This window comes from Pseudomonas sp. QD4, assembly GCF_049199125.1.
Classification (GTDB): Bacteria; Pseudomonadota; Gammaproteobacteria; order Pseudomonadales; family Pseudomonadaceae; genus Aquipseudomonas.
On sequence record NZ_JBLZOM010000002.1, the window covers coordinates 262,528 to 288,183 of the forward strand.

Sequence of the window (25,656 nt, forward strand, 5' to 3'; positions counted from 1 at the left end):
CCTGCCGCATGGGACTATTGAGGAGCTCGCATGACCAAACAAAACGCCTTTACCCGGGAAGACCTGCTGCGCTGCAGTCGCGGTGAGCTGTTCGGCCCAGGTAACGCGCAACTGCCCGCCCCGAATATGCTGATGGTGGATCGCATCACCCATATCAGCGAAGAGGGTGGCAAGTACGGCAAGGGTGAATTGGTCGCCGAGCTGGATATCACTCCAGACCTGTGGTTTTTCGCCTGCCACTTCGAAGGTGATCCGGTAATGCCGGGCTGCCTGGGCCTCGACGCCATGTGGCAGCTGGTTGGCTTTTTCCTTGGCTGGCAGGGTCTGCCAGGCCGCGGTCGCGCACTGGGTTCGGGCGAAGTGAAATTCTTCGGCCAGGTCCTGCCGACTGCCAAGAAAGTCACCTATAACATCCAAATCAAGCGCGTCCTGAAAGGCAAGCTGAACCTGGCCATCGCCGATGGTTCGGTCAGTGTCGACGGCCGCGAAATCTACACCGCCGAAGGCCTCCGGGTCGGCGTATTCACCTCCACTGACAACTTCTAAGGGTTATCCGCATGCGCCGCGTCGTTATCACAGGTCTTGGCATTGTTTCGTGCCTGGGCAATGACAAAGAGACCGTCTCCGCTAACCTGCGTGCAAGTCGCCCTGGCATCCGTTTCAACCCGGAATATGCCGAGATGGGTCTGCGTAGCCAGGTTTCCGGCTCCATTGACCTGCCCCTCGAAGAACTGATCGATCGCAAGATTTATCGCTTCGTCGGCCACGCGGCGGCTTACGCCTACCTGGCCATGAAAGACGCCATCACCGATTCCGGCCTGACCGAAGAGCAGGTTTCCAACCCGCGTACCGGCCTGATCGCCGGTTCCGGTGGCGCGTCGACCCTGAACCAGATGGAAGCGCTGGACATCCTGCGCGAGAAAGGCGTCAAGCGCGTCGGCCCATACCGCGTTACGCGGACCATGAGCAGCACCGTTTCCGCCTGCCTGGCCACGCCGTTCAAGATCAAGGGCCTGAACTACTCCATCGCATCTGCCTGCGCCACCAGTGCTCACTGCATCGGTACCGCCATGGAACAGATCCAGATGGGCAAGCAGGACATCGTGTTTGCCGGCGGCGGTGAAGAAGAACATTGGAGCCAATCGTTCCTGTTCGACGCCATGGGCGCCCTGTCCAGCCAGTACAACGAAACGCCGGAAAAAGCCTCCCGCGCCTACGACGCCAAGCGTGACGGTTTCGTCATTGCCGGCGGCGGCGGCATGGTCGTGGTCGAGGAGCTGGAGCACGCTCTGGCTCGCGGCGCGAAGATCTACGCTGAAATCGTGGGCTACGGCGCAACGTCCGATGGCTACGACATGGTCGCTCCAAGCGGCGAAGGCGCCATCCGCTGCATGCAGATGGCCATGTCCACCGTTGACGCACCGATCGACTACCTGAACACCCACGGCACCTCGACTCCGGTCGGCGACGTTGCCGAAATGAAGGGCGTACGTGAAGTGTTCGGCGACAAGGCTCCGGCCATCAGCTCCACCAAGAGCCTGTCCGGTCACTCCCTGGGCGCCGCCGGCGTTCATGAAGCGATCTACTGCATGCTGATGATGGAAGGCAACTTCATGGCCGGCTCGGCCAACATCGACGAACTGGATCCGGAAGTGGCCGATATGCCGATCCTGACCAAGACTCGCGAAAACGCCACCATCAACACCGTGATGAGCAACAGCTTCGGCTTCGGTGGCACCAACGCCACCCTGGTCCTGAAACGCTGGCAGGGCAAGTAAGCCCCGCAGCTTGGCACCATGAAAAAGCCCCGACTGGTTCGGGGCTTTTTTATGCCTGGGACAATGGCCTTTCCAGGCCGACCACCTATACCGAGAAGCGCGCCACCATGCTGTTGAGGTCCACCGCCAGGCGCGACAGCTCCTGGCTCGCGGCACTGGTCTGGTTGGCTCCGGCCGACGTCTGCAACGCCAGGTCACGGATGTTCATCAGATTGCGGTCGACTTCCCGTGCCACAGCCGCCTGCTCCTCCGATGCGCTGGCGATCACGATATTGCGCTCATTGATCAGGGTGAACGCCGAGGCGATCTCCTCCAGCGCCGTGCCAGCGGCCTTGGCCACCTCCAGGGTTGAACGGGCACGGGTGTTGCTGTGCTGCATGGAACTGACAGCCTGGTCGGTGCCCTGCTGAATACCGCCAATCATCTGCTCGATTTCCTGGGTCGACTGCTGGGTGCGATGGGCCAGGGCCCGCACCTCATCGGCCACCACCGCGAAACCGCGCCCGGCATCGCCAGCGCGCGCCGCCTCGATAGCCGCATTGAGTGCCAGCAGGTTGGTTTGCTCGGCGATCGAACGAATCACATCCAGCACCTTGCTGATGCCGTAGACCTTCTGCGCCAGATCTTCCACTTGTGAAGCGTTGGCGGTCACATCGTCGGCCAGGGCCTCGATCGACAGCACCGTCTGATGCACCTGCTCGCGACCGTGCTGGGCAATCCGATCCGATTCCCGCGATGCCTCGGACGTGGCCACGGCATTGCTTGCCACCTCCTCCACCGCTGCGGTCATCTGGTTGACCGCCGTCGCCGCCTGCTCGATCTCCAGGCTCTGCTGGTGCAGACCACGGGTCGCGTCCTCGGTCACGCAACTGAGTTCTTCCGAGGCGGACGCCAACTGGCTGGAAGAGTCGGAAATCCGGCGGATGGTCTCGCGCAGGTTGTGCTGCATGGTCTTGAGTGCCTGCAGCAGGCGCGCCGGCTCGTCCTTGCCGCTGATCGTGATATCTCCGGTAAGGTCGCCACCCGCCACCACTTCGGCAACATTCAGCGATTGCGAGAGCGGCAGCACAATACTGCGGGTCAGCAGCAGCGCCAGGGCGATGGTCACCAGCCCGGTCACCAGGATCATGCCGATCACCCACACCCGGGAGTTGCTGAATACCGTGCGTGCCAGTTCAGTGGCCTGGCTGGCGTTCAGCTTGTTCAAGGCCATCAGCTCGTTCAGGGTCAGGGTCATGTCGTCGGCCAGCTGACTCATCTCGCCATTGACCACCGCCACCGCGTCCTCGACCCGGCCCTGACCGGATAACGCCATGACCTGGCTCTGGTGCTCAAGGTATTGGCGCTCGATCTGTTTGAAGCGGTCGAACAGCACGCGCTCCGCGGGCAATACGATCAGCGCTTCATAGCGGTCCTGGGCAATGCTCAGGCCGCGCTTGATGTCATTGAGTTTGCCCTCGTTCTGGGCCAGGGCCTGGGGATTGCGATTGACCAGCAAGCGCATGGTCAGGGCCCGCAGGCGCAATAGATCCTGATTCATCTCGCCAACCGACATCACGCTGGGAAGCCAGTTGTTGTCGACCTCATCGGATTGCTGGCGCATGTTCGACATCTGCATCAGGGCGAACATCCCCAGGCCGAACACCATCAGCGCCAGCAAGCCAAAACCAAGGCCTGCACGCGGCGCGATATTGAGACTTCTGATACTCATCCTCTGGTTCCTTCCAAGAGCGCTGCATCCGCCATGCAGCTGGCTGCTTTAGAAGGTATCGGCCCTTGGAAATTTTGCGTAAGACAAAAACGTGATATCAAAACGCCCTAGCACTTCCATACCAGGGCTCAATCGATTCAGCGTACGGTAAAACGCTGCTGCGCCAGCAAACGATCGCCCTGGAACACCATGAAATGCCATTCGCCTGGTATCACTTCATGGCTTTCGGTGAATTCGTAGGCCATCACATCCTGCGGTGCTCCGGGCACCAGCTTCTGGGTGACTTCGAACTTGTCATGGCGCAGCCCGTCAGGGGTGCGGATCCCTGGCGTGAGGTAAAGCAGGGTCAGCGGCACGTCATCGGCCACTTTGCCCACCAGCGAATAACGCAGGCCGAACTTGCTGCCCAACTTGGCCGGGACCACTTCGGTCTGCTGGATTTTCTCATTGCTGCGGCGCAGCACGCGCTCGCCCGACTGCAACTCGGCCTTGGGCCCGCTGAACACGCCATATTCCACCGGGCCTTCTACACGGACTTCGGCACTGGCCAGGCCACTGAGCATCATCAGCGCGGCCAACGCGCTAAAACGGGTGAGGTGCATATCGCGCTCCTTGATTGAGATGGCGCGAGCCTATGACGCAGGCATGACAGGCTGATGACAGTCTGAGGCGCGCCTGGCGCACTCGCTCCCCCCAGGCACCGGCGCTCAGCGCGCCACGGTGCGGGGCAATATCGCCAGAAAGTTGTCCCGCGCCACCTTGTGCGCCACCTCCGGCGGCAAGGCATCGAGAAACGGCTCGAAACTGCGCAACTCCCGGCCCAGCTTGTTGAAACGCCCGACCACATCGGACCCCAGCATGAAGCGCTCCGGAAAGCGCTGGACCAGCGCCAGCCATTCAGGGCGGGGCTTGCCCTTGTCATCCAGCAGATAAGGCGTGAGCACGCTCCAGGACAGGTCCACGTACAGGTTGGGGTAGGCCTCGAGCATTCGCGCCAGGGTCGGCAGCAGAAAATCCAGCTGCACCTGGTGCCGATGGATCTCCGCGCTGGTGCCGGCATGGGCCCAGATAAAACGCGTGTGCGGATGGTTGCGCAGCGGCTCTTCGATCTCCGCCAGATACAGCGGGTTACGCTCGCGCTTGGAGGTGATGTTGGAATGCAGCATCACCGGCAGATCGTTTTCCGCCGCCAGGTGATAGATGCGGGTCATGGCTTCGTTATTGGCGCGCGGCGTATCGCCGGAGGTCAGTGCGGTCAGATCGTCGTGGCGAGTGAAGACCTCGCCGATGCCCTGCCACAGGCCCGGGTTAAGATCGAGCATGCGCTGGATATGGGCCGCGGAGTTTTTATCATTGGGATTGAAACCCGCAAGAAACGGATGAAAGTGCTGGCGCTGCTCGGGCGTCAGCTTGTTGACCGCCGCCGCGACAATCACGTCAGTGGCGCTGTACCAGTAGGCATCGGCGTCATCGCCGGCGTAATAGCGCGGGCGCTTGGGTTCATCCTCATGCCATTTCTTGGCCACCGGAATCCCGGAAATCATCACGTGCTCGATGCGATTGTCGGCCATGGACTTGAGCAGCTTGTCCATGCCCGCCGTTTCCTGGAAAAAGTCCACGTAATGCAGGTGCGCATCGCTGTAGGCGTAGTCCCGGGCCTGGGTCAGGGCCGCGGGCAGCAGCAACAACAGGGCAGTCAGATGAGTCCAGTGCACGGGGTAATCTCCAGTCGTTCCGAGCAGGATAGACCCGGCCCGAGGCGCTGCGGTTCATAAAAAGGGGAACGCAGCGGCAGCGTAATGCTCTATAACTTCAGCACCTTTGAAGCCTGTCCGAGTTTCATCACTGCCTGAGGTTTGCCATGACCATTACCGTCAATACCGAGTCCAGCGAAAGTTTTCGCCACAGCATCCAGATCGATGACCATGAACTGTTTACCGACCTGCCCAAGACCCTGGGCGGCGAAGGTTCGGCTCCTGACCCGCACGACTACTTCGACGCGGCGCTGGGCGCCTGCAAAGCCCTGACCCTGAAGCTGTACGCCCACAAGAAGGGCATCCCGCTGACCGGGGTCACGGTGGAGGTCAAGCACGACAGCAGCCAGGAGCAAAAAGGCAAATATGCGCTGCACGTCAAACTGACCCTCAAGGGCGTGCTGACCGACGCCCAGCGCGACGAATTGCACCAGGTGGCGGATCGCTGCCCGGTGCATAAATTGATGACCACGACCGAGGTCAGCATCGAGACCCACCTTTCCGAAGGCGCCTTCAGCCAGTAGCGGCGCGGGCATCAGAGGCGGGTTATGCTTTCGGGCATGACCCGCCCTGCCTGGAATGTCCCCATGCCCACATCAGTCGTGATCCGTCCCCGCGCCGAGGACGTCGAAGGCCAACCCATCCTGCGCCCCCTGCCCTCGGCACAATGCCGCAGCGTCGGGCCTTTCGTATTCTTCGACCATATGCTGAGCACCGCCTACCCGGCCGGCAGCGGCATGAATATCCGCCAGCACCCCCATATCGGCCTGTCCACCCTCACCTACCTGTTCGAAGGCCAGATCCAGCACAAGGACAGCCTCGGCTCAGACCAACTCGTCAACCCGGGGGACGTCAGTTGGATGACCGCCGGCAGCGCCATCGCCCACATCGAGCGCACGCCTGAAGCCTTGAAACAGAGCGGCTTCCGTCTGCATGGGCTGCAAGTCTGGCTGGCTTCGCCCAAGGACCATGAGCAGGGCCCCGGGCACTACAGCCATCACCCGGCCGCCAGCCTGCCGGTCAGTGAGGTGCTGGGGGTGAAGATCCGCATGATTGCCGGCAGCGGTTTTTGCCTGGAGTCCCCGGTGCCGGTGCTCTCCCCGACCTTGTATGCCGAGGTGCAGCTGCAGACGGCAACCAGCCTGCTGATCCCGGCCGAACATCAGGAACGCGCGCTATATGTGCTGGATGGCGATGCCGAACTGGATGGCGAAGCGGTGCAGCCCCACACGCTGATCGTGCTTGAACCCGGGCAAAGCGCGACGCTCTGCGCCCAGAGTGACTGTCATGGGGTGATTCTGGGTGGCGCGCCGCTGGACGGGCCGAGGCGCATCAACTGGAACTTCGTTGCCAGCGACCCGGCACGCATCGATGAAGCTCGCCGACGCTGGGCGGCCGGCGACTGGCCGCAGGTACCGGGAGAAAGCGAGCGCATCGAATTGCCGCCGAGCAGGCGCTGATCCTGCTCAATTCGCCGGCAACCCAGGATGGCAAGGGCGCTCCCCGGGCAAAAAAGCCGAAGCCGGCAAACCGATGGCTTGCCGGCGCCCGCTCCGGGTCAGGCCTTGAACACTTCATCCAGCAGGTTATGCATTGAGGTGAAGGCGCGGCTGGCGGTCTTGGCGTCGTACATCATCTTGCCCGGCACGTTGGCGTGCGGATCGGTGAAGGAATGCACCGCGCCACCGTAACTGAGCAATTGCCAATCGACGCCTGCTGCATCCATTTCCGCCTCGAAGGCCGGCAGTTGCTCTTTCGGCACCAGCGGATCAGCGGCGCCATGCAGCACCAGCACCGAACCCTTGATGTTGTTGGCGTCTGCCGGGTTCGGCGTATCCAGGGTGCCGTGGAACGAAACCGCGGCCTTCAGCGGCGCACCGGTACGGGCCAGTTCCAGCGAGCAGCAGCCACCGAAACAGAAACCAAAGGTCGCCAGCCTGGAGCTGTCCACCGCCGCCTCGCCCTGGCTCTGCAAGGCTTCAAAGGCGGCCTGCATGCGCTTGCGCAACAGGGCGCGGTCATTCTTCAGCGGCATCATCGCGGCACCGGCTTCGTCAGCGTTGCTCGGCCGTACTGTCTGCCCGTACAAGTCGGCCACCAGCACCACGTAGCCCTTGGCGGCGACCGCTTCGGCGATCTGCTCGGCACCGGCGCTGACGCCCATCCAGTTCGGCGCCATCAACAGGCCCGGCCGCGCGCCCTTATGGCTGGCGTCGAATGCCAGGCGGCTTTCATAAGACTGGCCATCGACCTGATAGACCACGGAACGCAGAGTGACTTGGCTCATTAATCATGTTCTCCAGCTGAGAGGACGAGAATGAAAAAACCCGCCGAAGCGGGTTTTTCTTGCAACGCAGTTAAACCGACAGTTCAACCAACAGCTTGTTCAGTCGACGGACATAGGCCGCCGGATCCTTCAGGCTGTCGCCGGCAGCCAGGGCCGCCTGGTCGAAGAGGATGTGCGACAAGTCGCCAAAACGCTCTTCGCTCTGCTCGCCGTCGAGTTTCTCGATCAGCGGGTGAGCCGGGTTGAACTCGAAGATCGGCTTGGAATCCGGAACCTTCTGGCCGCTGGCTTCGAGGATCTGCCGCATCTGCAGGCCCAGGTCCTGCTCGCCGATGGCCAGGATCGCCGGGGAATCGGTCAGGCGGTGGGAAACCCGGACTTCGCTGACGGCATCGCCCAGCGCAGTCTTGATACGCTCGACCAGGCCTTCTTTGGCCTTGGCCACTTCTTCGGCTTCTTTCTTCTCTTCTTCGGAATCCAGGTTGCCCAGGTCCAGGTCGCCACGTGCCACGTCGACAAAGCTCTTGCCGTCGAAGTCGTTGAGGTAGCTCATCAGCCACTCGTCGATGCGGTCGGTCAGCAGCAGCACTTCGATGCCTTTCTTGCGGAAGACTTCCAGGTGCGGGCTGTTCTTGACCTGTGCGTAAGTCTCGCCGGTCAGGTAGTAGATCTTGTCCTGACCTTCCTTGGCGCGAGCCAGGTATTCGGCCAGGGACACCACTTGTTCCCCTTCTTCACCCTGGGTGGAGGCGAAGCGCAGCAGGCCGGCGATTTTTTCCTTGTTGGCGAAATCTTCAGCCGGGCCTTCTTTCATCACCTGGCCGAAGTTTTTCCAGAAGCCCTTGTATTGCTCAGGCTCGTTCTTCGCCAGTTTTTCCAGCATGTCCAGCACGCGCTTGGTCAGTGCGGACTTCATGGAGTCGATGATCGGATCTTTCTGCAGGATTTCCCGCGACACGTTCAGCGACAGGTCGTTGGAGTCGACCACACCCTTGATGAAGCGCAGGTACAGCGGCAGGAAGGATTCCGCCTGGTCCATGACGAACACACGCTGCACGTACAGTTTCAGGCCTTTCGGCGCTTCACGCTGATACAGATCGAACGGAGCGCGGGCCGGTACGTAGAGCAGCGAGCTGTATTCCAGCTTGCCTTCGACCTTGTTGTGGCTCCAGCTCAGCGGGTTCTCGTAGTCGTGGGCGATATGCTTGTAGAACTCCTGGTATTCCTCGTCCTTCACCTCGGTGCGAGGACGGGTCCACAGGGCGCTGGCGCGGTTGACCACTTCCCATTCCTGGGCAGGCTTGTCTTCGCCTTCGGCAGCTACCTGTTCTTTCGGCAGTTCGATCGGCAGCGCGATATGGTCGGAGTATTTCTTGATGATGTTGCGCAGGCGGTAACCATCGGCGAATTCATCTTCACCGGATTTCAGGTGCAGCACGATGCGGGTGCCACGGTCGGCCTTGTCGATGGTGGCGATTTCGAATTCGCCCTCACCCTTGGACGACCAGTGCACACCTTCGCTGGCGGCAAGGCCGGCGCGACGGCTGAACACTTCAACTTTGTCGGCGACGATGAAGGCCGAGTAGAAGCCCACACCGAATTGACCGATCAGGTGCGAATCTTTTTTCTGGTCGCCCGACAGGTTCTTCATGAAGTCTGCGGTGCCGGACTTGGCGATGGTGCCCAGATGGGTGATCGCGTCTTCACGGCTCATGCCGATGCCGTTGTCTTCGAGGGTGACGGTCTTGGCGTCTTTATCGAAGCTCACACGGATCTTCAGCTCCGAGCCACCTTCCAGCAACTCGGGCTTGGACAGGGCTTCAAAGCGCAATTTGTCGACTGCGTCAGAGGCGTTCGAGATCAATTCGCGAAGGAAAATTTCCTTGTTGGAATACAGCGAATGGATCATGAGGTGCAGCAGTTGCTTCACCTCGGTCTGGAAGCCCAGGGTTTCTTTTTGAGTTTCCACACTCATGGTCATCAAACTCCAATCAGATGGCATAAGCCGTGCCTACGGGGCTAACGGCGGGATGTCATCAAAGTTGGGGGCTATGGCCGGGATTTCAAGGGCTGGGGCTTTCTTCAATCTTGAAATGTGCCCGCGCCGTGGCGATCGGCTCTGCCTGGGTGCTTTGCCAGGCGGTTATCGCGACGTTGGCCACCCGTCGGCCTTGGCGGCACACCTGGCACTTGGCGTAGGTATCACGAAATTGCCCGGCCCGCAGGTAGTCCAGGGAGAAGTCGATAATCTTTGGCACCCCGGGCGAGCCGGTGAAAATCAACAGGTGCAGGGCAGCGGCCAACTCCATGAAACCCGCAATCACTCCGCCATGGATCGCCGGCAGCAAGGGGTTGCCGATGTTGTCTTTGTTGGCAGGCAGGCGAAACAGCAATTCATCGCCCAGGCGCGAACACTCGATGCCGATCAGTTTGGCGTAGGGAATCAGGTGCAGCAGCGATGCATAGTCGCCCTGCTCATGGGCGGTTTGCAGTTGTTCCTTGAAGTCGTCGCTCATGCAGCACCGTCCTTGATCGCGCTGGTGAAGCCCCTGGTTCCCTTGAGCCCCTTGCCCATGCGCATGAAGGTGCCGACAGCATGGGCGACCGGTTGTTCGGGATCGTCCTGATAGGCAAAACCGCGGGTGAAGATCACATCACGGGTAACCCGGTAGCACTGGGCGAAGCCATACACCGGCTTGTGCGGCTCGGCTGGGTGCATGTAATCGACGCGCAGGTCGAGGGTCGGGCAGACCTCGAACTCCGGCAGCACACAGAGGATGGCCATGCCGCAGGCGGTATCCATCAATGAGGTCAGCGCGCCACCATGAATCACCCCGGTTTGCGGGTTGCCGACAATTTGCGGGCTGTATGGCAGGGTCACGGTAATGCCGTCCGTCGAGGCGTTGTGCACGCACATCCCCAGGACCTGACAGTGTCGCAACGCTGAAAGAAATCGCGTCGCACGCTCAAAAATGGGGTTTTGCGCCATGGGCTGAACTCTCTTTTAATGTCGAAACTTGGCAATGGGTGGGGGCTGTAAAAGTTCCCTGCGCTGAGCACTTAATATATCTGTGAATCTCAAGGAACTTAACCTGTTGGGGTGTGCTCGAAAGGCCAGAAGATATCTTCACTAAGGAGAAACACCCCATGCGTAAGACTTTAGCTATTGCCTTGATGTTGACCGCTACCCTCGGTCTCGCTGCCTGCGATAAAAAATCCGAGGACAAAGCTCAAGATGCCAACCAACATGCTGAGCAAGCTCAACAGAAAATGAACGAAGCTCAGAATAAGGTGAACGAGGCGGCAAAAGAAAACGCCGAAGCTGCCAAAGATCAGGCTGAATCGAATAAGGCTGCTGCTCAAGAAGCCGCTCCGGAAGCTGCACCTAAAACCAACTAATACGGTTTTAGAGCAACAAAAAAACCCGCTTAGTGCGGGTTTTTTTATGGGCTAAGTTATTCAGCTGCGCCACTGCAAAGACTGCTTGATTGCAAGTTGATACAGCGTCGACCAATGCCAATCGATAACGCAGTAAAACGATTCAGTCACCACCCCCAACAACTAATGGCGGCCAGGCCTATCGCGGAACAAATACCTCATCGGCCTGGGGTTCGACCTGCAACGGAACATCCACCGTGGAATGCTCGGCAACCTTGTAAGTTAAGTGGCTGCCAGCCGGGAGCATGCGCACAGGAAACTCATAACGCCTGTCGAAGAGCACTTCCCAATGCCTGGCCTGGTAACCCGGAGCCTCAATGCTCACGAAACACGGCCGCTTGTTGTCCAGTGGCGAGCGCCCTGCCAGGAAGTTCACCACCTCCCAATCGGTTTTCTCGGCGACATGAAAAGCGCCGTCATCGCCCGTCACCCGCCTGACCCCGCAAAAGTTCACCTGCGCCTGGGCGATGGGCTCAGCCGTCAAGGCGTCCACCACCACGGCGGAACCTTCACCATTGAGGTACAAGGTCTGAACTCGGCATCCCGGCAACACCAGCACACATAAAAGCAGCAGCTTGAAGGCACTCGACTGCGTCATCGGCAACATCCTGTTTAGCTGAATATGAAAAAGCCCGTCAGCCTGCGTCCTTCGCGGACTCCGCAAGCGGCGCCTCGGTCGGGGTATAGACCATAACGTCGAGCACATCGGAATGAAACTCGCGCCGATAGAGCACAAACACCACCCCGGCACTCATCAGCATGAACAACCAGGGGCTGACGAACCAGGCCAGCATGGTCATGCCGAAGTAATAGGAACGCAGGCCGAAGTTGAACTGGTTGGCAGCCATGGAGATCACCCGCGCAGCCCGCGAGGCGAATGCCTTGCGCTCCTGCTCGGAGACATGCCGCTCGCCGATCATCGGGGCCGAGCCCACCAGGATCGCGGCAAAGTTGTATTGGCGCATGCACCAGCTGAAGGTGAAGAAGGCATAGACAAACACCAGCGCCAGGCACAACAACTTGATCTCCGACATGCCTTGGGACGCCTGCTGGACCATGGGAATGTCCGCCAGCAGCGACACTGCACGCTCGGACGCGCCCAGCACAGTGAGGATACCCGCCAGGATAATCAGGGTGCTGGAAGCAAAGAACGAGGCATTACGCTCCAGGTTGCCGATCACGCTGGCATCGGCGATGCGGTTGTCACGCAGCAGCATCCGACGCATCCAGTCTTCGCGGTACAAATGCAGCACGCTGGCCAGGCACGCCGTATCGCGCCCCTTCCAGGTGGCGTAGCGGGTGTAGCCGCCCCAGCAGATGGCAAACCACAGGGCCGCAAGAATATGGATCAGGTTGGCTTGAACAAACGACATGCATTTCCCTACAAGAGCGTTGGCAGAAGGTAAGAACAGACCCGAACTGCTTCGACGCTGCACCTGAGAAAAAGACACCCTGCGCCGCCCATAAAAAATGCCCCGCATCGATGGATGCGGGGCATGTTCATTCCTGCGCCGGGGTCGCTTGTGGCAACCCGGCCATCAAGGGGGTATCAGGCCAGGGCGTCGCTGCGTTTACCCAGCAGGCGATCACACAAGAAGGCGAACACCAGGACGCTGAATGCAGGCACCAGCCATGCCAGGCCTTGTGCGCTCAGCGGCATGTCGGACAACGCCGGCGGGATCTTGTGTGCCCACGGCGTGCCCTTGAGCGCGTCAATCACGCCAACCACAAACGCCACCAGCATCACCGGCCCGACAATACGCCGCTCCTCATACCAGAAGTCCTTGCAGAAGCTCAGGGCCACGAGAACGATGCACGGCGGGTAGATCGCGGTCAGCACCGGAATCGAGAACGCAATCAGCTTGGTCAGGCCCAGGTTGGACACCACCAGCGAGAACAGCGCGAGGATCACCACCAGGGTCTTGTAGGAAAGCGGCAGGATCCGGCTGAAGTACTCGGCGCAGGCGCAGGTCAGGCCGACCGCAGTCACCAGGCACGCCAGGGAAATCAACACGGCAAGGAAGCCACTGCCCAGGGAGCCAAAGGTGTACTGCACATAAGCGTGCAATACCGCGGCGCCGTTGCTGGCACCCGCCGCCACTTCATGGCTGCCCGCACCCAGGCGGAACAGGCTGATGTACACCAATGCCAGACCCACCCCGGCGATCAGGCCGGCGATGATCGCGTAGCGGGTGATCAGGCGTGGCGACTCAATACCGCGAGAACGGATGGCGTTGACGATAACGATGCCGAACACCAGTGCCCCCAGGGTATCCATGGTCAGATAGCCATTGACGAAGCCTTGAGAGAACGGCGCGGCAACGTACTCCGGGGTAGCAACCCCGATATCACCGGCCGGCAAGGCAAACGCAGCGATACCCAGTACCGCCAGGGCGATGATTTTCAACGGCGCCAGGAAGCGCCCGACGGTATCCAGCAAGCGACCTGGGTAGAGGGAGACGAAAAACACCAGGAGGAAATACACCGAACTGTAGAGGAACAACGCCAGCGGGCTTTCACCCGTCAATGGCGCCAGGCCCACTTCAAAGGACACGGTGGCGGTCCGCGGCGTCGCGAACAACGGCCCTACCGCCAGATAAGCCGATGCCGCCAACAGGCCACCGGCGATCTTGCCGATCGGGCTGCTCAGCGCATCCATCGCACCGCCGACCTTGGCCAGGGCTACGACTGTGACCACCGGCAGACCGACTGCCGTGATCAGGAAACCCAGCGCCGCCATCCAGACATGAGGCCCGGACTGCAAACCGACGATAGGCGGGAAGATGATGTTGCCAGCCCCGACGAACAGGGCGAACGTCATAAAACCAAGTGCCAGAATGTCCTGGCCTTTCAACACTTTCATTAAGGAAATACCACACTACTGAATCGGAATTTAGAGAGGGATTTCCCTTATGGGTGAGGGAAATGCTGTCAGTCCGTATAAGACTGACCCGTTTAGCGCGCAGCATCCTTATGGGACGCAGACGCAAAAAGAGGCGGCTAGATTACAGATTTCACAAGACAAGCGCACCGTTAGAGGGCGAACTATCTGATAAGCGACATTTGCGTGTCGCGTTTTTGAAAGAAAAGCAGCCATAAGCGGCAAACAACGGCCTTGGGCTTCAAGCTTGAAGCTACAAACTTGCCGCTTGTAGCGGCCCCTAAAACAACAAAAGCCACCCGAAGGTGGCTTTTGTCGTTAGGGGTTTCAGCTAAGCGCGAGGCTTACTTGATAGCCCAACCGGTCAGCTCGGACAGAGCCTTGCCGATGTCTGCCAGCGAACGCACGGTTTTCACGCCTGCGTCTTCCAGGGCAGCAAACTTCTCGTCTGCAGTGCCCTTGCCGCCGGAGATGATTGCGCCAGCATGGCCCATGCGCTTGCCCGCAGGGGCAGTCACACCAGCGATGTAGGAAACAACTGGCTTGGTCACGTTGGCCTTGATGTAGGCAGCGGCTTCTTCTTCAGCCGAACCGCCGATCTCGCCGATCATGACGATCGCTTCGGTCTTCGGGTCTTCCTGGAACAGCTTCAGGATGTCGATGAAGTTCGAGCCTGGGATCGGGTCACCGCCGATGCCGACGCAAGTCGACTGACCGAAACCGGCGTCAGTGGTCTGCTTCACAGCTTCGTAGGTCAGGGTGCCGGAACGGGAAACGATACCGACCTTGCCTGGCAAGTGAATGTGACCTGGCATGATGCCGATCTTGCATTCGCCTGGAGTGATCACGCCTGGGCAGTTAGGACCGATCAGGACTACGCCCAGCTCGTCGCACTTGACCTTGGCATCCAGCATATCCAGGGTAGGAATGCCTTCAGTGATGCAAACGATCAGCTTGATGCCGCCGAATGCTGCTTCCAGGATGGAGTCCTTGCAGAAAGGAGCTGGAACGTAGATCACGCTGGCGGTGGCGCCAGTGGCAGCTACAGCGTCTTTCACGGTGTTGAACACTGGCAGACCCAGGTGCTCGGTGCCGCCTTTACCAGGCGTTACACCACCCACCATCTTGGTGCCGTATTCCAGAGCTTGCTGGGTGTGGAAACTACCTTGCGAACCGGTAATACCCTGGCAGATAACTTTGGTGTCTTTATTGATCAGGACGCTCATTATTTGCCCTCCGCAGCTTTGACAACTTGTTGAGCAGCGTCGGTCAGGCTGGTAGCAGCGATAATGTTCAAGCCGCTTTCTGCCAGTACTTTAGCGCCCAGTTCAGCGTTGTTACCTTCAAGGCGAACAACAACCGGGATTTTCACGCCGACTTCTTTCACTGCACCGATGATGCCTTCGGCAATCATGTCGCAACGAACGATGCCGCCGAAGATGTTGACCAATACTGCAGCGACGTTGGTGTCGGACAGGATGATCTTGAACGCTTCGGTAACGCGTTCCTTGGTAGCGCCACCACCTACGTCGAGGAAGTTGGCTGGTTTGCCGCCATGCAGGTTGACGATGTCCATGGTACCCATGGCAAGGCCAGCACCGTTGACCATGCAACCGATGTTGCCTTCCAGGGCTACGTAGTTCAGTTCGAACTTGGCAGCGTGCGCTTCGCGCGGATCGTCTTGCGACGGATCGTGGAAAGTCTTCAGCTTAGGCTGACGGTACATAGCGTTGGCGTCGATGTTGATCTTGGCATCGAGGCAATGCAGATCGCCGTCAGCCTTGATCACCAGCGGGTTCACTTCCAGCAGAGCCAGATCGTGGTCCTGGAACAGCTTGGCCAGGCCTACGAAAATCTTGGCGAACTGAGTGACTTGTTTGCCTTCCAGGCCCAACTGGAATGCCAGCTCGCGACCCTGGAATGGCTGAGCGCCAACCAGTGGATCGATAGTGGCCTTGAGGATTTTCTCAGGGGTATCGTGAGCGATTTTCTCGATGTCCACGCCACCTTCGGTGGAAGCCATGAACACGATGCGACGGCTCGAACGGTCAACGACAGCGCCCAGGTACAGCTCTTTAGCGATATCAGTGCACGATTCAACCAGGATCTTGGTGACTGGCTGACCATTGGCGTCAGTCTGGTAAGTCACCAGACGCTTGCCCAACCACTGTTGAGCGAATGCTTTAGCGTCTTCTTTGCTGCGAACCAGCTTAACGCCGCCCGCTTTACCGCGACCGCCTGCGTGAACCTGGGCTTTGACAACCCACTCGGTGCCGCCGATCTTGTCGCAAGCTTCTGCTGCTGCTTCGGGGGTGTCTACCGCGTAACCTTTGGATACTGGCAGGCCGTACTCAGCGAACAGCTGCTTACCCTGATACTCGTGAAGATTCATGCTTTTTACCGTCTTCGTTAGGTACTGCGCATTCGGCGCTGCACTGTTGATAAGTGCCGCGCCACCTGTGACCGCTACTCACCGGACATCTCCAGCCCTGAACCCGGAGCCGTGGCTCTGGTACAGCGCTGAAGCGATCCCATGAGGTCGAGTCCAGCGGATGTTCCGCGGTGAGTCTTGCTCGCAAGGCTCACGACGGGCAATCCGCCGTGGTTTCTTATTGTCTTAACGCTTTTTGCGGTTGGCGATGTGGATGGCGCCGCCATTCACTGCCAATGCTGCTTCGTGCAGGGCTTCGGACAGGGTCGGATGGGAGAAAACCATCATGCCCAGGTCTTCGGCACTGGTGCCGAATTCCATGCCGATTGCACCTTGCTGAACCAGTTCCGCAGCGCTTGGGCCAATCACATGGACGCCCAATACGCGATCAGTCTTGGCATCGGCGATCACTTTGACGAAACCGCCGGTGTCGTTGGCGGCCATGGCACGGCCACTGGCTGCAAACGGGAAGGTGCCGACGTTAACTTCAACGCCTTCAGCTTTCAAGGCCTGCTCGGTTTTACCGACCCACGCGATTTCCGGGTGAGTATAAATAACCGAAGGGATCAGGTCATAGTTCATCTGAGCCTTGTGGCCCTTGATGCGCTCGACAACCATGATGCCCTCTTCCGAGGCCTTGTGAGCCAGCATCATGCCGCGAACCACGTCACCGATGGCGTAAACGCCCGGTACGGTAGTGGCGCAGTGATCATCAACGTGCACGAAACCGCGCTCGTCGAGGGTCACGCCGCAATCAGCAGCCAGCAGATCGGTGGTCACCGGACGGCGACCAACGGCTACGATCAGCTTGTCGAAAGTAATGGTCTGCTCACCATTGGCGTCGGTGTAAGTCACTACGACTTCTTCGCCATTGACCTTGGAACCGGTAACGCGAGCACCCAGCTTGATGTCCAGACCTTGTTTGGTCAGGGTTTTCAGCGCTTCCTTGGAAACGGCAGCGTCTGCAGCCATCAGGAAGGTATCCAGGGCTTCCAGAACGGTCACCTGGGCGCCCAGGCGCGACCATACCGAACCCAGTTCCAGGCCGATGACGCCAGCGCCGATCACGCCCAGACGTTTTGGTACAGCTTGGAATTCCAGAGCGCCGGTGGAGTCGACGATCACGTTCTGATCGACTGGAGCCGGTGGAATGTCGATTGGACGCGAACCTGGAGCCAGGATCACGTTTTCAGCTTCGATCACTTCAACCGAACCGTCAGGCTTGGTCACTTCGACTTTCTTGCCAGCCAGCAACTTGCCGTGACCCTGGATAGAGGTCACGCCGTTGGCTTTGAACAGGGTGGCAACGCCGGAAGTCAGGCCTTTGACGATGTTGGCCTTGCGGCCGACCATCGCCGATACGTCCATGGTCACGCCAGCGTGATTGATACCGTGGATCGCGAAACCGTCTTGGGCTTCGTGGAATTTCCAGGAGCTGTCCAGCAGCGCCTTGGAAGGAATGCAACCTACGTTCAAGCAAGTACCGCCGAGGGCCAGCTTGCCTTCTTTGTCGGTGTATTTCTCGATGCAGGCAGTGCTGAGGCCCAGTTGTGCAGCCTTGATCGCGGCTACGTAGCCACCAGGGCCCGCACCAATAACTACAACGTCAAATTTCTGTGTCATAAAAGGTTCCCTTTTAGCAACAAGCTACAAGCCGCAAGCTGCAAGTTCGAAGCCCAGCAGCTCTTGAGCTTGAGGCTTGCCACTTGCAGCTTGCCGCTGCTTTTTAGATATCCAGCAGCAGACGAGCCGGGTCTTCCAGCAGGTTTTTGATGGTAACCAGGAAAGTCACAGCTTCTTTACCATCGATCAGGCGGTGATCGTAGGACAGTGCCAGGTACATCATCGGACGGATAACGACCTGACCGTTGATCGCCATAGGACGCTGCAGAATGTTGTGCATGCCCAGGATGGCCGCTTGCGGCGGGTTGACGATCGGGGTCGACATCATGGAACCGAAAGTACCACCGTTGGTGATAGTGAAGGTACCGCCAGTCATCTCTTCCATCGACAGCTTGCCGTCGCGGGCTTTCTTGCCGAAGGTGGCGATGCCGCCTTCGATTTCAGCCAGGCTCATCAGTTCGGCGTTACGCAGAACCGGCACTACCAGGCCACGGTCGCTGGACACGGCAACACCGACGTCGGCGTAGCCGTGGTAAACGATGTCCGCGCCATCGATCGAGGCGTTGACTGCCGGGAAACGCTTCAGCGCTTCGGTAGCCGCTTTCACGAAGAACGACATGAAGCCCAGGCGTACGCCGTTGTGGGACTTCTCGAACAGGTCCTTGTACTTCGAACGCAGGGCCATGACTTCAGTCATGTCGACTTCGTTGAAAGTGGTCAGCATCGCCATGTTCGATTGAGCTTCAACCAGACGCTCGGCAACCTTGGCCCGCAGACGGGTCATCGGTACGCGCTTCTCGACGCGATCACCGGCAGCGAATACCGGGGCAGCGGCAGCTGGAGCAGCAGCCTTGGCAGGCGCGGCAGCTGGAGCGGCTTTCTTGGCGGCAACAGCAGCTACCACGTCTTCCTTGGTCACACGACCGCCTTTGCCAGTGCCGGCAACGGAGGTGATGTTGATACCGTTTTCTTCAGCCAGCTTGCGCGCGGCTGGAGCAGCAACAGGATCGTCTTCGCCAGCAGCGGCTGGAGCAGCGGCCTGTGCGGCAGCAGGTGCAGCAGCAGCGGCCGGAGCGGCGGCGGCAGCGCCACCTTCCACGATGGAGCCCAGGACTTCGTCGGACAGAACGGTGTCGCCTTCGTTCTTGACGATAGCGCCCAGCACGCCGTCAGCAGTGGCCAACACTTCCAGTACGACTTTGTCAGTTTCGATATCGACGATCAGGTCGTCACGCTTGACAGCATCGCCCGGTTGTTTGTGCCAGGTGGCAACGGTGCCATCGGCAACCGATTCCGGGAAAGTGGGGGCTTTGATCTCGATAGCCATTATCTGTGGTTCCTTAAAATTCGGTTTCAGTCAGCGCGAAGGCGTTAAACAGTAAAGGCATCTTGCAGCAGTTTTGCCTGCTGCTCAGCGTGCATCGATGCATAACCACAAGCAGGTGCAGCAGAAGCGTCACGGCCCGCGTACTCGAGTACGAGCGACTTGTTGTGACCGCTGATGATGCGACGCATGTGATGCTGGCTGCAGTACCAGGCACCCTGGTTCATCGGCTCTTCCTGACACCAAACGATGTGTTTGAGGTTGGAGTAAGGAGCCAGGACTTCAATCAAGTCGTCCTCAGGGAATGGGTACAGCTGCTCAAGACGCACGATAGCGATGTCGTCACGACCTTCGGCACGGCGTTTTTCCAGCAGGTCGTAATAGACCTTGCCGCTCGCCAGTACGATGCGACCGACCTTTTTCGGGTCCTGGGCATCGATTTCCGGAATAACGGTCTGGAACGAACCTTCCGCCAGATCTTCCAGGGTCGAGATGGCCAATTTATGACGCAACAGCGACTTCGGAGTCAGGACTACCAACGGCTTGCGCAGTGGGCGAATGACCTGGCGACGCAGCAGGTGGTAGATCTGAGCCGGGGTCGTCGGTACGCACACCTGAATGTTGTGCTCGGCGCACAGCTGCAGGTAACGCTCCAGACGAGCCGAGGAGTGCTCCGGCCCCTGCCCTTCATAACCGTGCGGCAGCAGCATGGTCAGACCGCAGAGACGGCCCCACTTGTGCTCGCCACTGGTGATGAACTGGTCGATAACCACCTGGGCACCGTTGGCGAAATCGCCGAACTGAGCTTCCCAGATAACCAGGGCATTTGGCGTGGTGGTCGAGTAACCATACTCGAACGCCAATACAGCTTCTTCGGACAGGAACGAATCGTAAAGGTCGAAACGTGGCTGGCCTTCGTACAGATGCTGCAACGGGATGTAGGTGCCCGCGTCTTTCTGGTTGTGCAGGACCGCATGGCGGTGCGAGAACGTACCGCGGCCGATGTCCTGGCCGGTCATGCGAATCGGGTGACCTTCGAACGCCAGGGTCGCGTACGCCATGGTTTCGGCATAACCCCAGTTGATCGGCAGGCCGCCGGCTTGCATTTTCTGACGGTCTTCGTAGATCTTCGCAACCTGACGCTGAACCACGAAGCCTTCCGGAATTTCCAGCAGCTTGGCAGACAGCTCTTGCAGGGTCTTGAGATCGAACGTGGTGTCGTGACGCGCAGTCCAGGCGTGGCCCAGGTATGGACGCCAGTCGACGAACAGCTCCTTGTTCGGCTCTTTGACCAGGCTTTTTACAACATGCAGGCCGTTGTCCAGCGCGTTGCGGTATTCATCGATCTTCGCCTGAACACGAGCATCATCCACCACACCGGCCTGAGTCAGGCGTTCGGCATACAGCTCACGGGTTGTGCGCTGCTTGGCGATTTGCTGGTACATCAGCGGCTGGGTGCCGCTCGGCTCATCCGCTTCGTTGTGACCGCGGCGACGGTAGCAGACCAGGTCGATCACGACATCGCGCTTGTACTGCATGCGGTAATCGATGGCCAACTGGGTCACGAACAATACGGCTTCCGGATCATCACCATTCACATGGAGGATCGGCGCCTGGATCATTTTCGCAACGTCGGTAGCGTACTCGGTGGAACGCGAGTCCAGCGGGTTGCTGATGGTGAAGCCAACCTGGTTGTTGATCACCAGGTGGATCGTACCGCCAGTCTTGAAGCCGCGAGTCTGCGACATCTGGAAGGTTTCCATGACCACGCCCTGACCTGCGAATGCAGCGTCACCGTGGATGGAAATCGGCAGGACCTTGTCGCCATTGGCGTCGTTACGACGATCCTGACGAGCACGTACCGAACCTTCGACCACCGGGGAAACGATTTCCAGGTGGGACGGGTTGAAAGCCATGGCCAGGTGAACTTCACCGCCGGCAGTCATGACGTTGGACGAGAAGCCCTGGTGGTATTTGACGTCACCGGACCCCAGCTCGACCTTCTTCTTGCCTTCGAACTCGTCGAACAGCTCACGCGGGTTCTTGCCGAAGGTGTTGACCAACACGTTCAGGCGACCACGGTGGGCCATGCCGATGACGATTTCCTTGGTGCCGTAGGAACCGGAACGCTGGATCAGCTCGTCGAGCAACGGAATCAGGCTCTCGCCGCCTTCCAGGCCGAAACGCTTGGTACCCGGGTATTTGGTACCCAGGTATTTTTCCAGGCCTTCAGCTGCAGTTACGCGCTCAAGCAGGTGGCCCTTGATATCGGCGGAGTACGTTGGGCGGCCACGCACGCTTTCCAGACGCTGCTGGAACCAGTGGCGCTGCTCGGTATCGACGATATGGGTAAATTCAGCGCCGATGGTGCGGCAATATGTCTGCTGCAACGCTTCGTGAATTTCGCGTAGGCTCGCTTCCTCTTTGCCGATGAACAGGTCGCCGGCACGGAAGGTCGTATCAAGATCGGCATTGGTCAAGCCGTAATGATTGATCGACAGGTCTGCAGGTGCAGGACGCTGCCACAGCCCCAGCGGGTCAAGCTGGGCTGCTTGGTGGCCCCGCATACGGTAGGCCTGGATCAATCGCAGCACTTCAACTTGCTTCTTCTCGTGCTCACTGCTCACGCTACCGGCGGATACCGGTTGAGCGCGGCGCTGGTTCTTTGCCAGCAAGACGAAATGATCGCGGATTGTCGAGTGCGAAACATCGATGGCAGTGCTGCCTTCGGTAGGCAACTTCTGAAAGTAAGTGCGCCACTCTTCTGGCACAGCGTTAGGGTCGTGCAGGTAGAGCTCGTAGAGCTCTTCCACATAGGCAGCGTTACTACCGGATAGGTAGGCGCTGTTCCACATGCGCTGCATCACGCTTTCTTGCATGCTTGGTCACCCTCGGTTAGGGGAACACCACCGGCGAAGACACCGAGCAAACTTGCAGAAGTCCGAGTGCAGCGACCAAAACAAGCCACTTAGGATCACGCTGATAGTCCGGGTACCAGCCCGGATGCCCCTGCTTGTCTCATTTCTTCAAAATATAGAGCGGCAGCTTTGTGAGCTGCTACTCAGGTTAAAACTACGGCGCCGGTTGAAGCCTGCGCCGCAGCATCTACGGTACAGCGGTCTACGGGTACAGCAGCTGAATCAAACGCCGCTTTGCAGCAGCATGTTACGAATGTGACCGATGGCCTTAGTCGGGTTCAGGCCCTTCGGACAAACGTTGACGCAGTTCATGATCCCACGGCAGCGGAATACGCTGAATGGGTCATCCAGCGAAGCCAGTCGCTCGGAAGTCTTGGTATCGCGGCTGTCTGCCAGGAAGCGGTAGGCTTGCAGCAGAGCAGCTGGACCCAGGAACTTGTCCGGGTTCCACCAGAAGGACGGGCAGGAAGTCGAGCAGCAAGCGCACAGGATGCACTCGTACAGACCGTCGAGCTTTTCGCGTTCTTCCGGGGACTGCAGACGTTCGATGGCCGGAGCCGGCGTATCGTTCTGCAGGAATGGCTTAACCTTCTCGTATTGCTTGTAGAAGATGCTCATATCGACGACCAGGTCACGGATAACCGGCAAACCTGGCAGCGGACGAATGACCAGCTTGTTACCTTTTACGACAGCGGACAGCGGCGTAACGCACGCCAGACCGTTTTTGCCGTTGATGTTCATGCCATCCGAACCGCAGACACCTTCACGGCAAGAGCGACGATAGGAGAAACCTTCGTCCTGCTCTTTGATCAGGGCCAGCACATCCAGCACCATCAGGTCTTTACCACCGGTATCGACCGAAAATTCCTGCATGAACGGCGCAGCGTCCTGATCAGGGTTGTAGCGATAAACACTGACTTTCAACATGGCAGCCACCCTTAGTAAGTCCGAATCTTCGGTTCAAACGTCGGAACCGTCTTCGGCGAGAAGTTCACGGCACGCTTGGTTACGCGCTTGTCACCCGGGAAGTACAGGGTGTGGCACAACCAGTTTTCGTCGTCGCGATCTTCAAAGTCTTCACGAGCGTGAGCACCACGGGATTCTTTACGAACCTCGGCGGCGATCGCAGTCGCTTCAGCCACTTCCAACAGGTTTTGCAGCTCAAGGGCTTCGATACGAGCGGTGTTGAACGCCTGGCTCTTATCGTTGATCTTGACGTTGGCGATACGTGTGCGCAGGTCGGCCAGCTGGGCGATACCTTTCTGCATGTACTCGCCGGTACGGAACACACCGAAGTAGTTCTGCATGCAGCTTTGCAGCTCGCGACGCAGGGTAGCCACATCTTCGCCATCAGTGCGCTCGTTCAGAGCGTTCAGGCGCGCCAGGGCGGCCTCGATGTTGGCGTCGGTCGCGTCATCGTACTCGATGCCGTCGGTCAGGGCTTTTTCCAGGTGCAGGCCAGCCGCACGGCCGAACACCACCAGGTCGAGCAGCGAGTTGCCGCCCAGACGGTTGGCACCGTGTACGGATACGCAAGCCACTTCGCCTACCGCGAACAGACCATGAATGATCTCGTCCTGGCCTTCGGCATTCTGGGTGATCGCCTGGCCATGAATGTTGGTCGGCACGCCGCCCATCATATAGTGGCAAGTTGGAACAACCGGAACCGGAGCAACCACCGGGTCAACGTGAGCGAAGGTCTTGGAAAGCTCGCAGATACCTGGCAGGCGGCTGTGCAGCACTTCTTCACCCAGGTGATCGAGCTTCAGCAGTACGTGGTCGCCGTTAGGGCCACAGCCGTTACCGGCAATGATCTCTTTAACCATCGAACGGGCAACAACGTCACGGCCGGCAAGGTCTTTGGCGTTCGGAGCATAACGCTCCATGAAACGCTCGCCGTGCTTGTTGATCAGGTAACCACCTTCACCACGGCAACCTTCGGTAACCAGTACACCGGCGCCGGCGATGCCGGTCGGGTGGAACTGCCACATTTCGATGTCTTGTACCGGAACGCCTGCACGCAGTGCCATGCCGACGCCGTCACCGGTGTTGATCAGGGCATTGGTGGTCGATGCGTAGATACGACCTGCACCGCCGGTCGCCAGAACCGTAGCCTTGGCGCGGATGTAGGTGGTTTCACCGGTTTCGATGCAGATGGCGATCACACCGACGAATTCGCCTTGTGCGTTCTTGACCAGATCAACCGCGTAGTACTCGTTCAGGAACGTGGTGCCGGCTTTCAGGTTGCCCTGATAAAGGGTGTGCAGCAGCGCGTGACCGGTACGGTCGGACGCGGCGCAGGTACGGGCAGCCTGGCCACCTTTACCGTAATCCTTGGACTGGCCGCCGAATGGACGCTGGTAGATACGACCTTGCTCGGTACGCGAGAACGGCAGACCCATGTGGTCCAGTTCGAAGACCGCAGCCGGGCCTTCCTGACACATGTATTCGATAGCGTCCTGGTCACCGATGTAGTCGGAACCCTTGACGGTATCGTACATGTGCCAGCGCCAGTCATCGTTCGGGTCGGCCGAAGCAATGGCGCACGTGATGCCGCCCTGGGCAGACACAGTGTGCGAACGGGTCGGGAACACCTTGGTGATCACTGCAGTCTTGTGGCCGCCTTGGGCCAGCTGCAGTGCGGCACGCATACCGGCGCCGCCGCCACCAATGATGATGGCGTCGAAGGAAATAGTTGGAATGTTAGACATGAATCAGATACCCCAGAGAATCTGCACACCCCAGACGAAGTAAGCGAACATTGCAACGCCGCATACTGCCTGGAAAAGGAAACGTACTGCAGTCGCGGACTTGCCCAGCGCCATCGGCGTCAGGTAGTCGGTCGAAATGGTCCACATGCCGACCCAGGCGTGAGCGCCCAGAGCAACCAGAGCCAACAGACTGAAGATGCGCATCCCGTTGTTTGCGAACAGCGCGTGCCACTGGGCGTAGCCCATGCCCGGGTTCGCAACGAGGTATCCAATCAGGAAAATGAAATAAGCCGCGAGAACGACTGCAGAAACGCGTTGCGCCATCCAGTCATAGAGGCCCGAACGCGACAGGTTCGTGACGTTAGTTACCATATCCAAACTCCCGCCAGAACGATGATCACCACGGATACGGCGATAACGATTTTCGAGCCCAGCTTGCCGCCTTCCAGCGTCTCACCGATGCCCATGTCCATGATCAGATGGCGTACACCGGCCACCAAGTGATACAGCAAGGCGGACAGCAGGCCCCACGCAACGAATTTGGCCAGCGGGCTGGTCAAGCATGCCTTCACCTCGGCGAAACCTTCCTCGGAACCCAGGGATTTGCCCAATGCATAAAGCATGATGCCAAGGCCCAGGAAGAGGATGATGCCGGAAACACGGTGGAGAAATGACGTAACGCCAGTAATGGGGAGTTTGATGGTCCTTAGGTCTAGGTTTACAGGTCGTTGGCTATTCACGGCTTTTTTTCACACTGAAGAGCCCCTAACAATCAGGGCAAAGTTGTTGGGGAGTGCACT

General features: G+C 59.1%; 24 protein-coding genes and 1 pseudogene. 5 read left to right on the forward strand and 20 right to left on the reverse strand.

The genetic code is table 11. The features are described from left to right. The first annotated feature begins 30 nt into the window (after positions 1 to 30). Both fabA and fabB read left to right on the forward strand, forming a co-directional pair. On the forward strand, positions 31 to 546 hold the full coding sequence (gene fabA / locus ACOZJV_RS12000) for a 3-hydroxyacyl-[acyl-carrier-protein] dehydratase FabA (RefSeq protein WP_010211704.1): 516 nt from the start codon (positions 31 to 33) through the stop codon (positions 544 to 546). An 11-nt stretch (positions 547 to 557) separates the two neighbouring features. Next, on the forward strand, positions 558 to 1,778 hold the full coding sequence (fabB, locus tag ACOZJV_RS12005; RefSeq protein ID WP_020299208.1) for a beta-ketoacyl-ACP synthase I: 1,221 nt from the start codon (positions 558 to 560) through the stop codon (positions 1,776 to 1,778). Positions 1,779 to 1,863: 85 nt separating this feature from the next. Here fabB and ACOZJV_RS12010 read toward each other — a convergent pair whose 3' ends face one another. The 4 genes and pseudogenes from ACOZJV_RS12010 to ACOZJV_RS12025 all read right to left on the reverse strand — a co-directional run bounded on the left by ACOZJV_RS12010 (position 1,864) and on the right by ACOZJV_RS12025 (position 5,204). After that, a complete protein-coding gene (locus ACOZJV_RS12010; protein WP_421548318.1) occupies positions 1,864 to 2,922 on the reverse strand; it encodes a methyl-accepting chemotaxis protein in 1,059 nt (352 codons plus the stop codon). Positions 2,923 to 3,009: 87 nt separating this feature from the next. Continuing rightward, a pseudogene (locus ACOZJV_RS12015) lies at positions 3,010 to 3,489 on the reverse strand (MCP four helix bundle domain-containing protein); the annotation flags it as partial. Between the two features lie 137 nt (positions 3,490 to 3,626). Beyond that, positions 3,627 to 4,091: a DUF3859 domain-containing protein gene (locus tag ACOZJV_RS12020; protein WP_020299210.1), complete on the reverse strand. Its 465-nt coding sequence runs from the start codon at positions 4,089 to 4,091 to the stop codon at positions 3,627 to 3,629. 105 nt (positions 4,092 to 4,196) lie between these two features. Beyond that, a complete protein-coding gene (locus ACOZJV_RS12025; protein WP_201130079.1) occupies positions 4,197 to 5,204 on the reverse strand; it encodes an amidohydrolase family protein in 1,008 nt (335 codons plus the stop codon). Between the two features lie 146 nt (positions 5,205 to 5,350). Between ACOZJV_RS12025 and ACOZJV_RS12030 the strand changes: the two genes are divergently transcribed. Further along, positions 5,351 to 5,767 (forward strand): OsmC family protein, encoded by a 417-nt coding sequence (locus tag ACOZJV_RS12030; protein WP_421547727.1) that lies wholly within the window; start codon positions 5,351 to 5,353, stop codon positions 5,765 to 5,767. 63 nt (positions 5,768 to 5,830) lie between these two features. Then, positions 5,831 to 6,703 (forward strand): pirin family protein, encoded by an 873-nt coding sequence (locus tag ACOZJV_RS12035; protein ID WP_421547728.1) that lies wholly within the window; start codon positions 5,831 to 5,833, stop codon positions 6,701 to 6,703. A gap of 98 nt (positions 6,704 to 6,801) precedes the next feature. On the opposite strand, the gene ACOZJV_RS12040 is transcribed toward ACOZJV_RS12035, so the two are convergent. From ACOZJV_RS12040 to ACOZJV_RS12055, 4 genes are all read right to left on the reverse strand, one after another. Continuing rightward, positions 6,802 to 7,530, reverse strand: a complete 729-nt coding sequence (locus tag ACOZJV_RS12040) for a dienelactone hydrolase family protein (RefSeq protein ID WP_078471036.1) — start codon at positions 7,528 to 7,530, stop codon at positions 6,802 to 6,804. A gap of 70 nt (positions 7,531 to 7,600) precedes the next feature. After that, the gene (gene htpG, locus ACOZJV_RS12045) at positions 7,601 to 9,505 is read right to left on the reverse strand and encodes a molecular chaperone HtpG (protein ID WP_421547729.1); all 1,905 of its coding nucleotides are present in this window, start codon (positions 9,503 to 9,505) and stop codon (positions 7,601 to 7,603) included. A gap of 88 nt (positions 9,506 to 9,593) precedes the next feature. Next, positions 9,594 to 10,046 (reverse strand): PaaI family thioesterase, encoded by a 453-nt coding sequence (locus ACOZJV_RS12050; RefSeq protein ID WP_078471035.1) that lies wholly within the window; start codon positions 10,044 to 10,046, stop codon positions 9,594 to 9,596. Beyond that, complete coding sequence (locus ACOZJV_RS12055; RefSeq protein ID WP_421547730.1) at positions 10,043 to 10,519, reverse strand: PaaI family thioesterase; 477 nt, start codon at positions 10,517 to 10,519, stop codon at positions 10,043 to 10,045. The genes ACOZJV_RS12050 and ACOZJV_RS12055 overlap by 4 nt, the downstream gene beginning before the upstream one ends. 158 nt (positions 10,520 to 10,677) lie before the next feature. Between ACOZJV_RS12055 and ACOZJV_RS12060 the strand changes: the two genes are divergently transcribed. After that, positions 10,678 to 10,929 (forward strand): hypothetical protein, encoded by a 252-nt coding sequence (locus ACOZJV_RS12060; RefSeq protein ID WP_078471034.1) that lies wholly within the window; start codon positions 10,678 to 10,680, stop codon positions 10,927 to 10,929. A gap of 178 nt (positions 10,930 to 11,107) precedes the next feature. Here ACOZJV_RS12060 and ACOZJV_RS12065 read toward each other — a convergent pair whose 3' ends face one another. The 12 genes from ACOZJV_RS12065 to sdhC all read right to left on the reverse strand — a co-directional run bounded on the left by ACOZJV_RS12065 (position 11,108) and on the right by sdhC (position 25,596). Continuing rightward, complete coding sequence (locus ACOZJV_RS12065) at positions 11,108 to 11,566, reverse strand: hypothetical protein (protein WP_078471033.1); 459 nt, start codon at positions 11,564 to 11,566, stop codon at positions 11,108 to 11,110. 37 nt (positions 11,567 to 11,603) lie between these two features. Then, positions 11,604 to 12,341 carry a DUF599 domain-containing protein gene (locus ACOZJV_RS12070; RefSeq protein ID WP_020299220.1) on the reverse strand — a complete coding sequence of 246 codons (738 nt, stop codon included), beginning with the start codon at positions 12,339 to 12,341 and terminating at the stop codon, positions 11,604 to 11,606. A 176-nt stretch (positions 12,342 to 12,517) separates the two neighbouring features. Beyond that, positions 12,518 to 13,831, reverse strand: coding sequence for a branched-chain amino acid transport system II carrier protein (gene brnQ / locus ACOZJV_RS12075; RefSeq protein ID WP_421547731.1), 1,314 nt, complete (start codon positions 13,829 to 13,831; stop codon positions 12,518 to 12,520). A gap of 362 nt (positions 13,832 to 14,193) precedes the next feature. After that, entirely contained in the window at positions 14,194 to 15,075 is an 882-nt protein-coding gene (sucD, locus tag ACOZJV_RS12080; RefSeq protein WP_020299222.1) for a succinate--CoA ligase subunit alpha, read from the reverse strand. Continuing rightward, positions 15,075 to 16,241: an ADP-forming succinate--CoA ligase subunit beta gene (gene sucC, locus ACOZJV_RS12085; protein WP_020299223.1), complete on the reverse strand. Its 1,167-nt coding sequence runs from the start codon at positions 16,239 to 16,241 to the stop codon at positions 15,075 to 15,077. Before sucC ends, sucD begins: the two co-directional genes overlap by 1 nt. Positions 16,242 to 16,466: 225 nt before the next feature. Then, complete coding sequence (gene lpdA / locus ACOZJV_RS12090; RefSeq protein WP_078471031.1) at positions 16,467 to 17,903, reverse strand: dihydrolipoyl dehydrogenase; 1,437 nt, start codon at positions 17,901 to 17,903, stop codon at positions 16,467 to 16,469. Between the two features lie 103 nt (positions 17,904 to 18,006). Then, the gene (gene odhB / locus ACOZJV_RS12095) at positions 18,007 to 19,230 is read right to left on the reverse strand and encodes a 2-oxoglutarate dehydrogenase complex dihydrolipoyllysine-residue succinyltransferase (RefSeq protein WP_201130072.1); all 1,224 of its coding nucleotides are present in this window, start codon (positions 19,228 to 19,230) and stop codon (positions 18,007 to 18,009) included. A gap of 44 nt (positions 19,231 to 19,274) precedes the next feature. Next, on the reverse strand, positions 19,275 to 22,106 hold the full coding sequence (locus ACOZJV_RS12100) for a 2-oxoglutarate dehydrogenase E1 component (protein ID WP_078471029.1): 2,832 nt from the start codon (positions 22,104 to 22,106) through the stop codon (positions 19,275 to 19,277). A 261-nt stretch (positions 22,107 to 22,367) separates the two neighbouring features. Beyond that, the gene (locus ACOZJV_RS12105) at positions 22,368 to 23,072 is read right to left on the reverse strand and encodes a succinate dehydrogenase iron-sulfur subunit (RefSeq protein ID WP_020299227.1); all 705 of its coding nucleotides are present in this window, start codon (positions 23,070 to 23,072) and stop codon (positions 22,368 to 22,370) included. 11 nt (positions 23,073 to 23,083) lie between these two features. Next, positions 23,084 to 24,856: a succinate dehydrogenase flavoprotein subunit gene (sdhA, locus tag ACOZJV_RS12110; protein WP_078471028.1), complete on the reverse strand. Its 1,773-nt coding sequence runs from the start codon at positions 24,854 to 24,856 to the stop codon at positions 23,084 to 23,086. A gap of 3 nt (positions 24,857 to 24,859) precedes the next feature. Further along, positions 24,860 to 25,228, reverse strand: a complete 369-nt coding sequence (sdhD, locus tag ACOZJV_RS12115; protein ID WP_020299229.1) for a succinate dehydrogenase, hydrophobic membrane anchor protein — start codon at positions 25,226 to 25,228, stop codon at positions 24,860 to 24,862. Continuing rightward, a complete protein-coding gene (gene sdhC / locus ACOZJV_RS12120) occupies positions 25,222 to 25,596 on the reverse strand; it encodes a succinate dehydrogenase, cytochrome b556 subunit (RefSeq protein ID WP_020299230.1) in 375 nt (124 codons plus the stop codon). Before sdhC ends, sdhD begins: the two co-directional genes overlap by 7 nt. Positions 25,597 to 25,656: the final 60 nt, after the last annotated feature.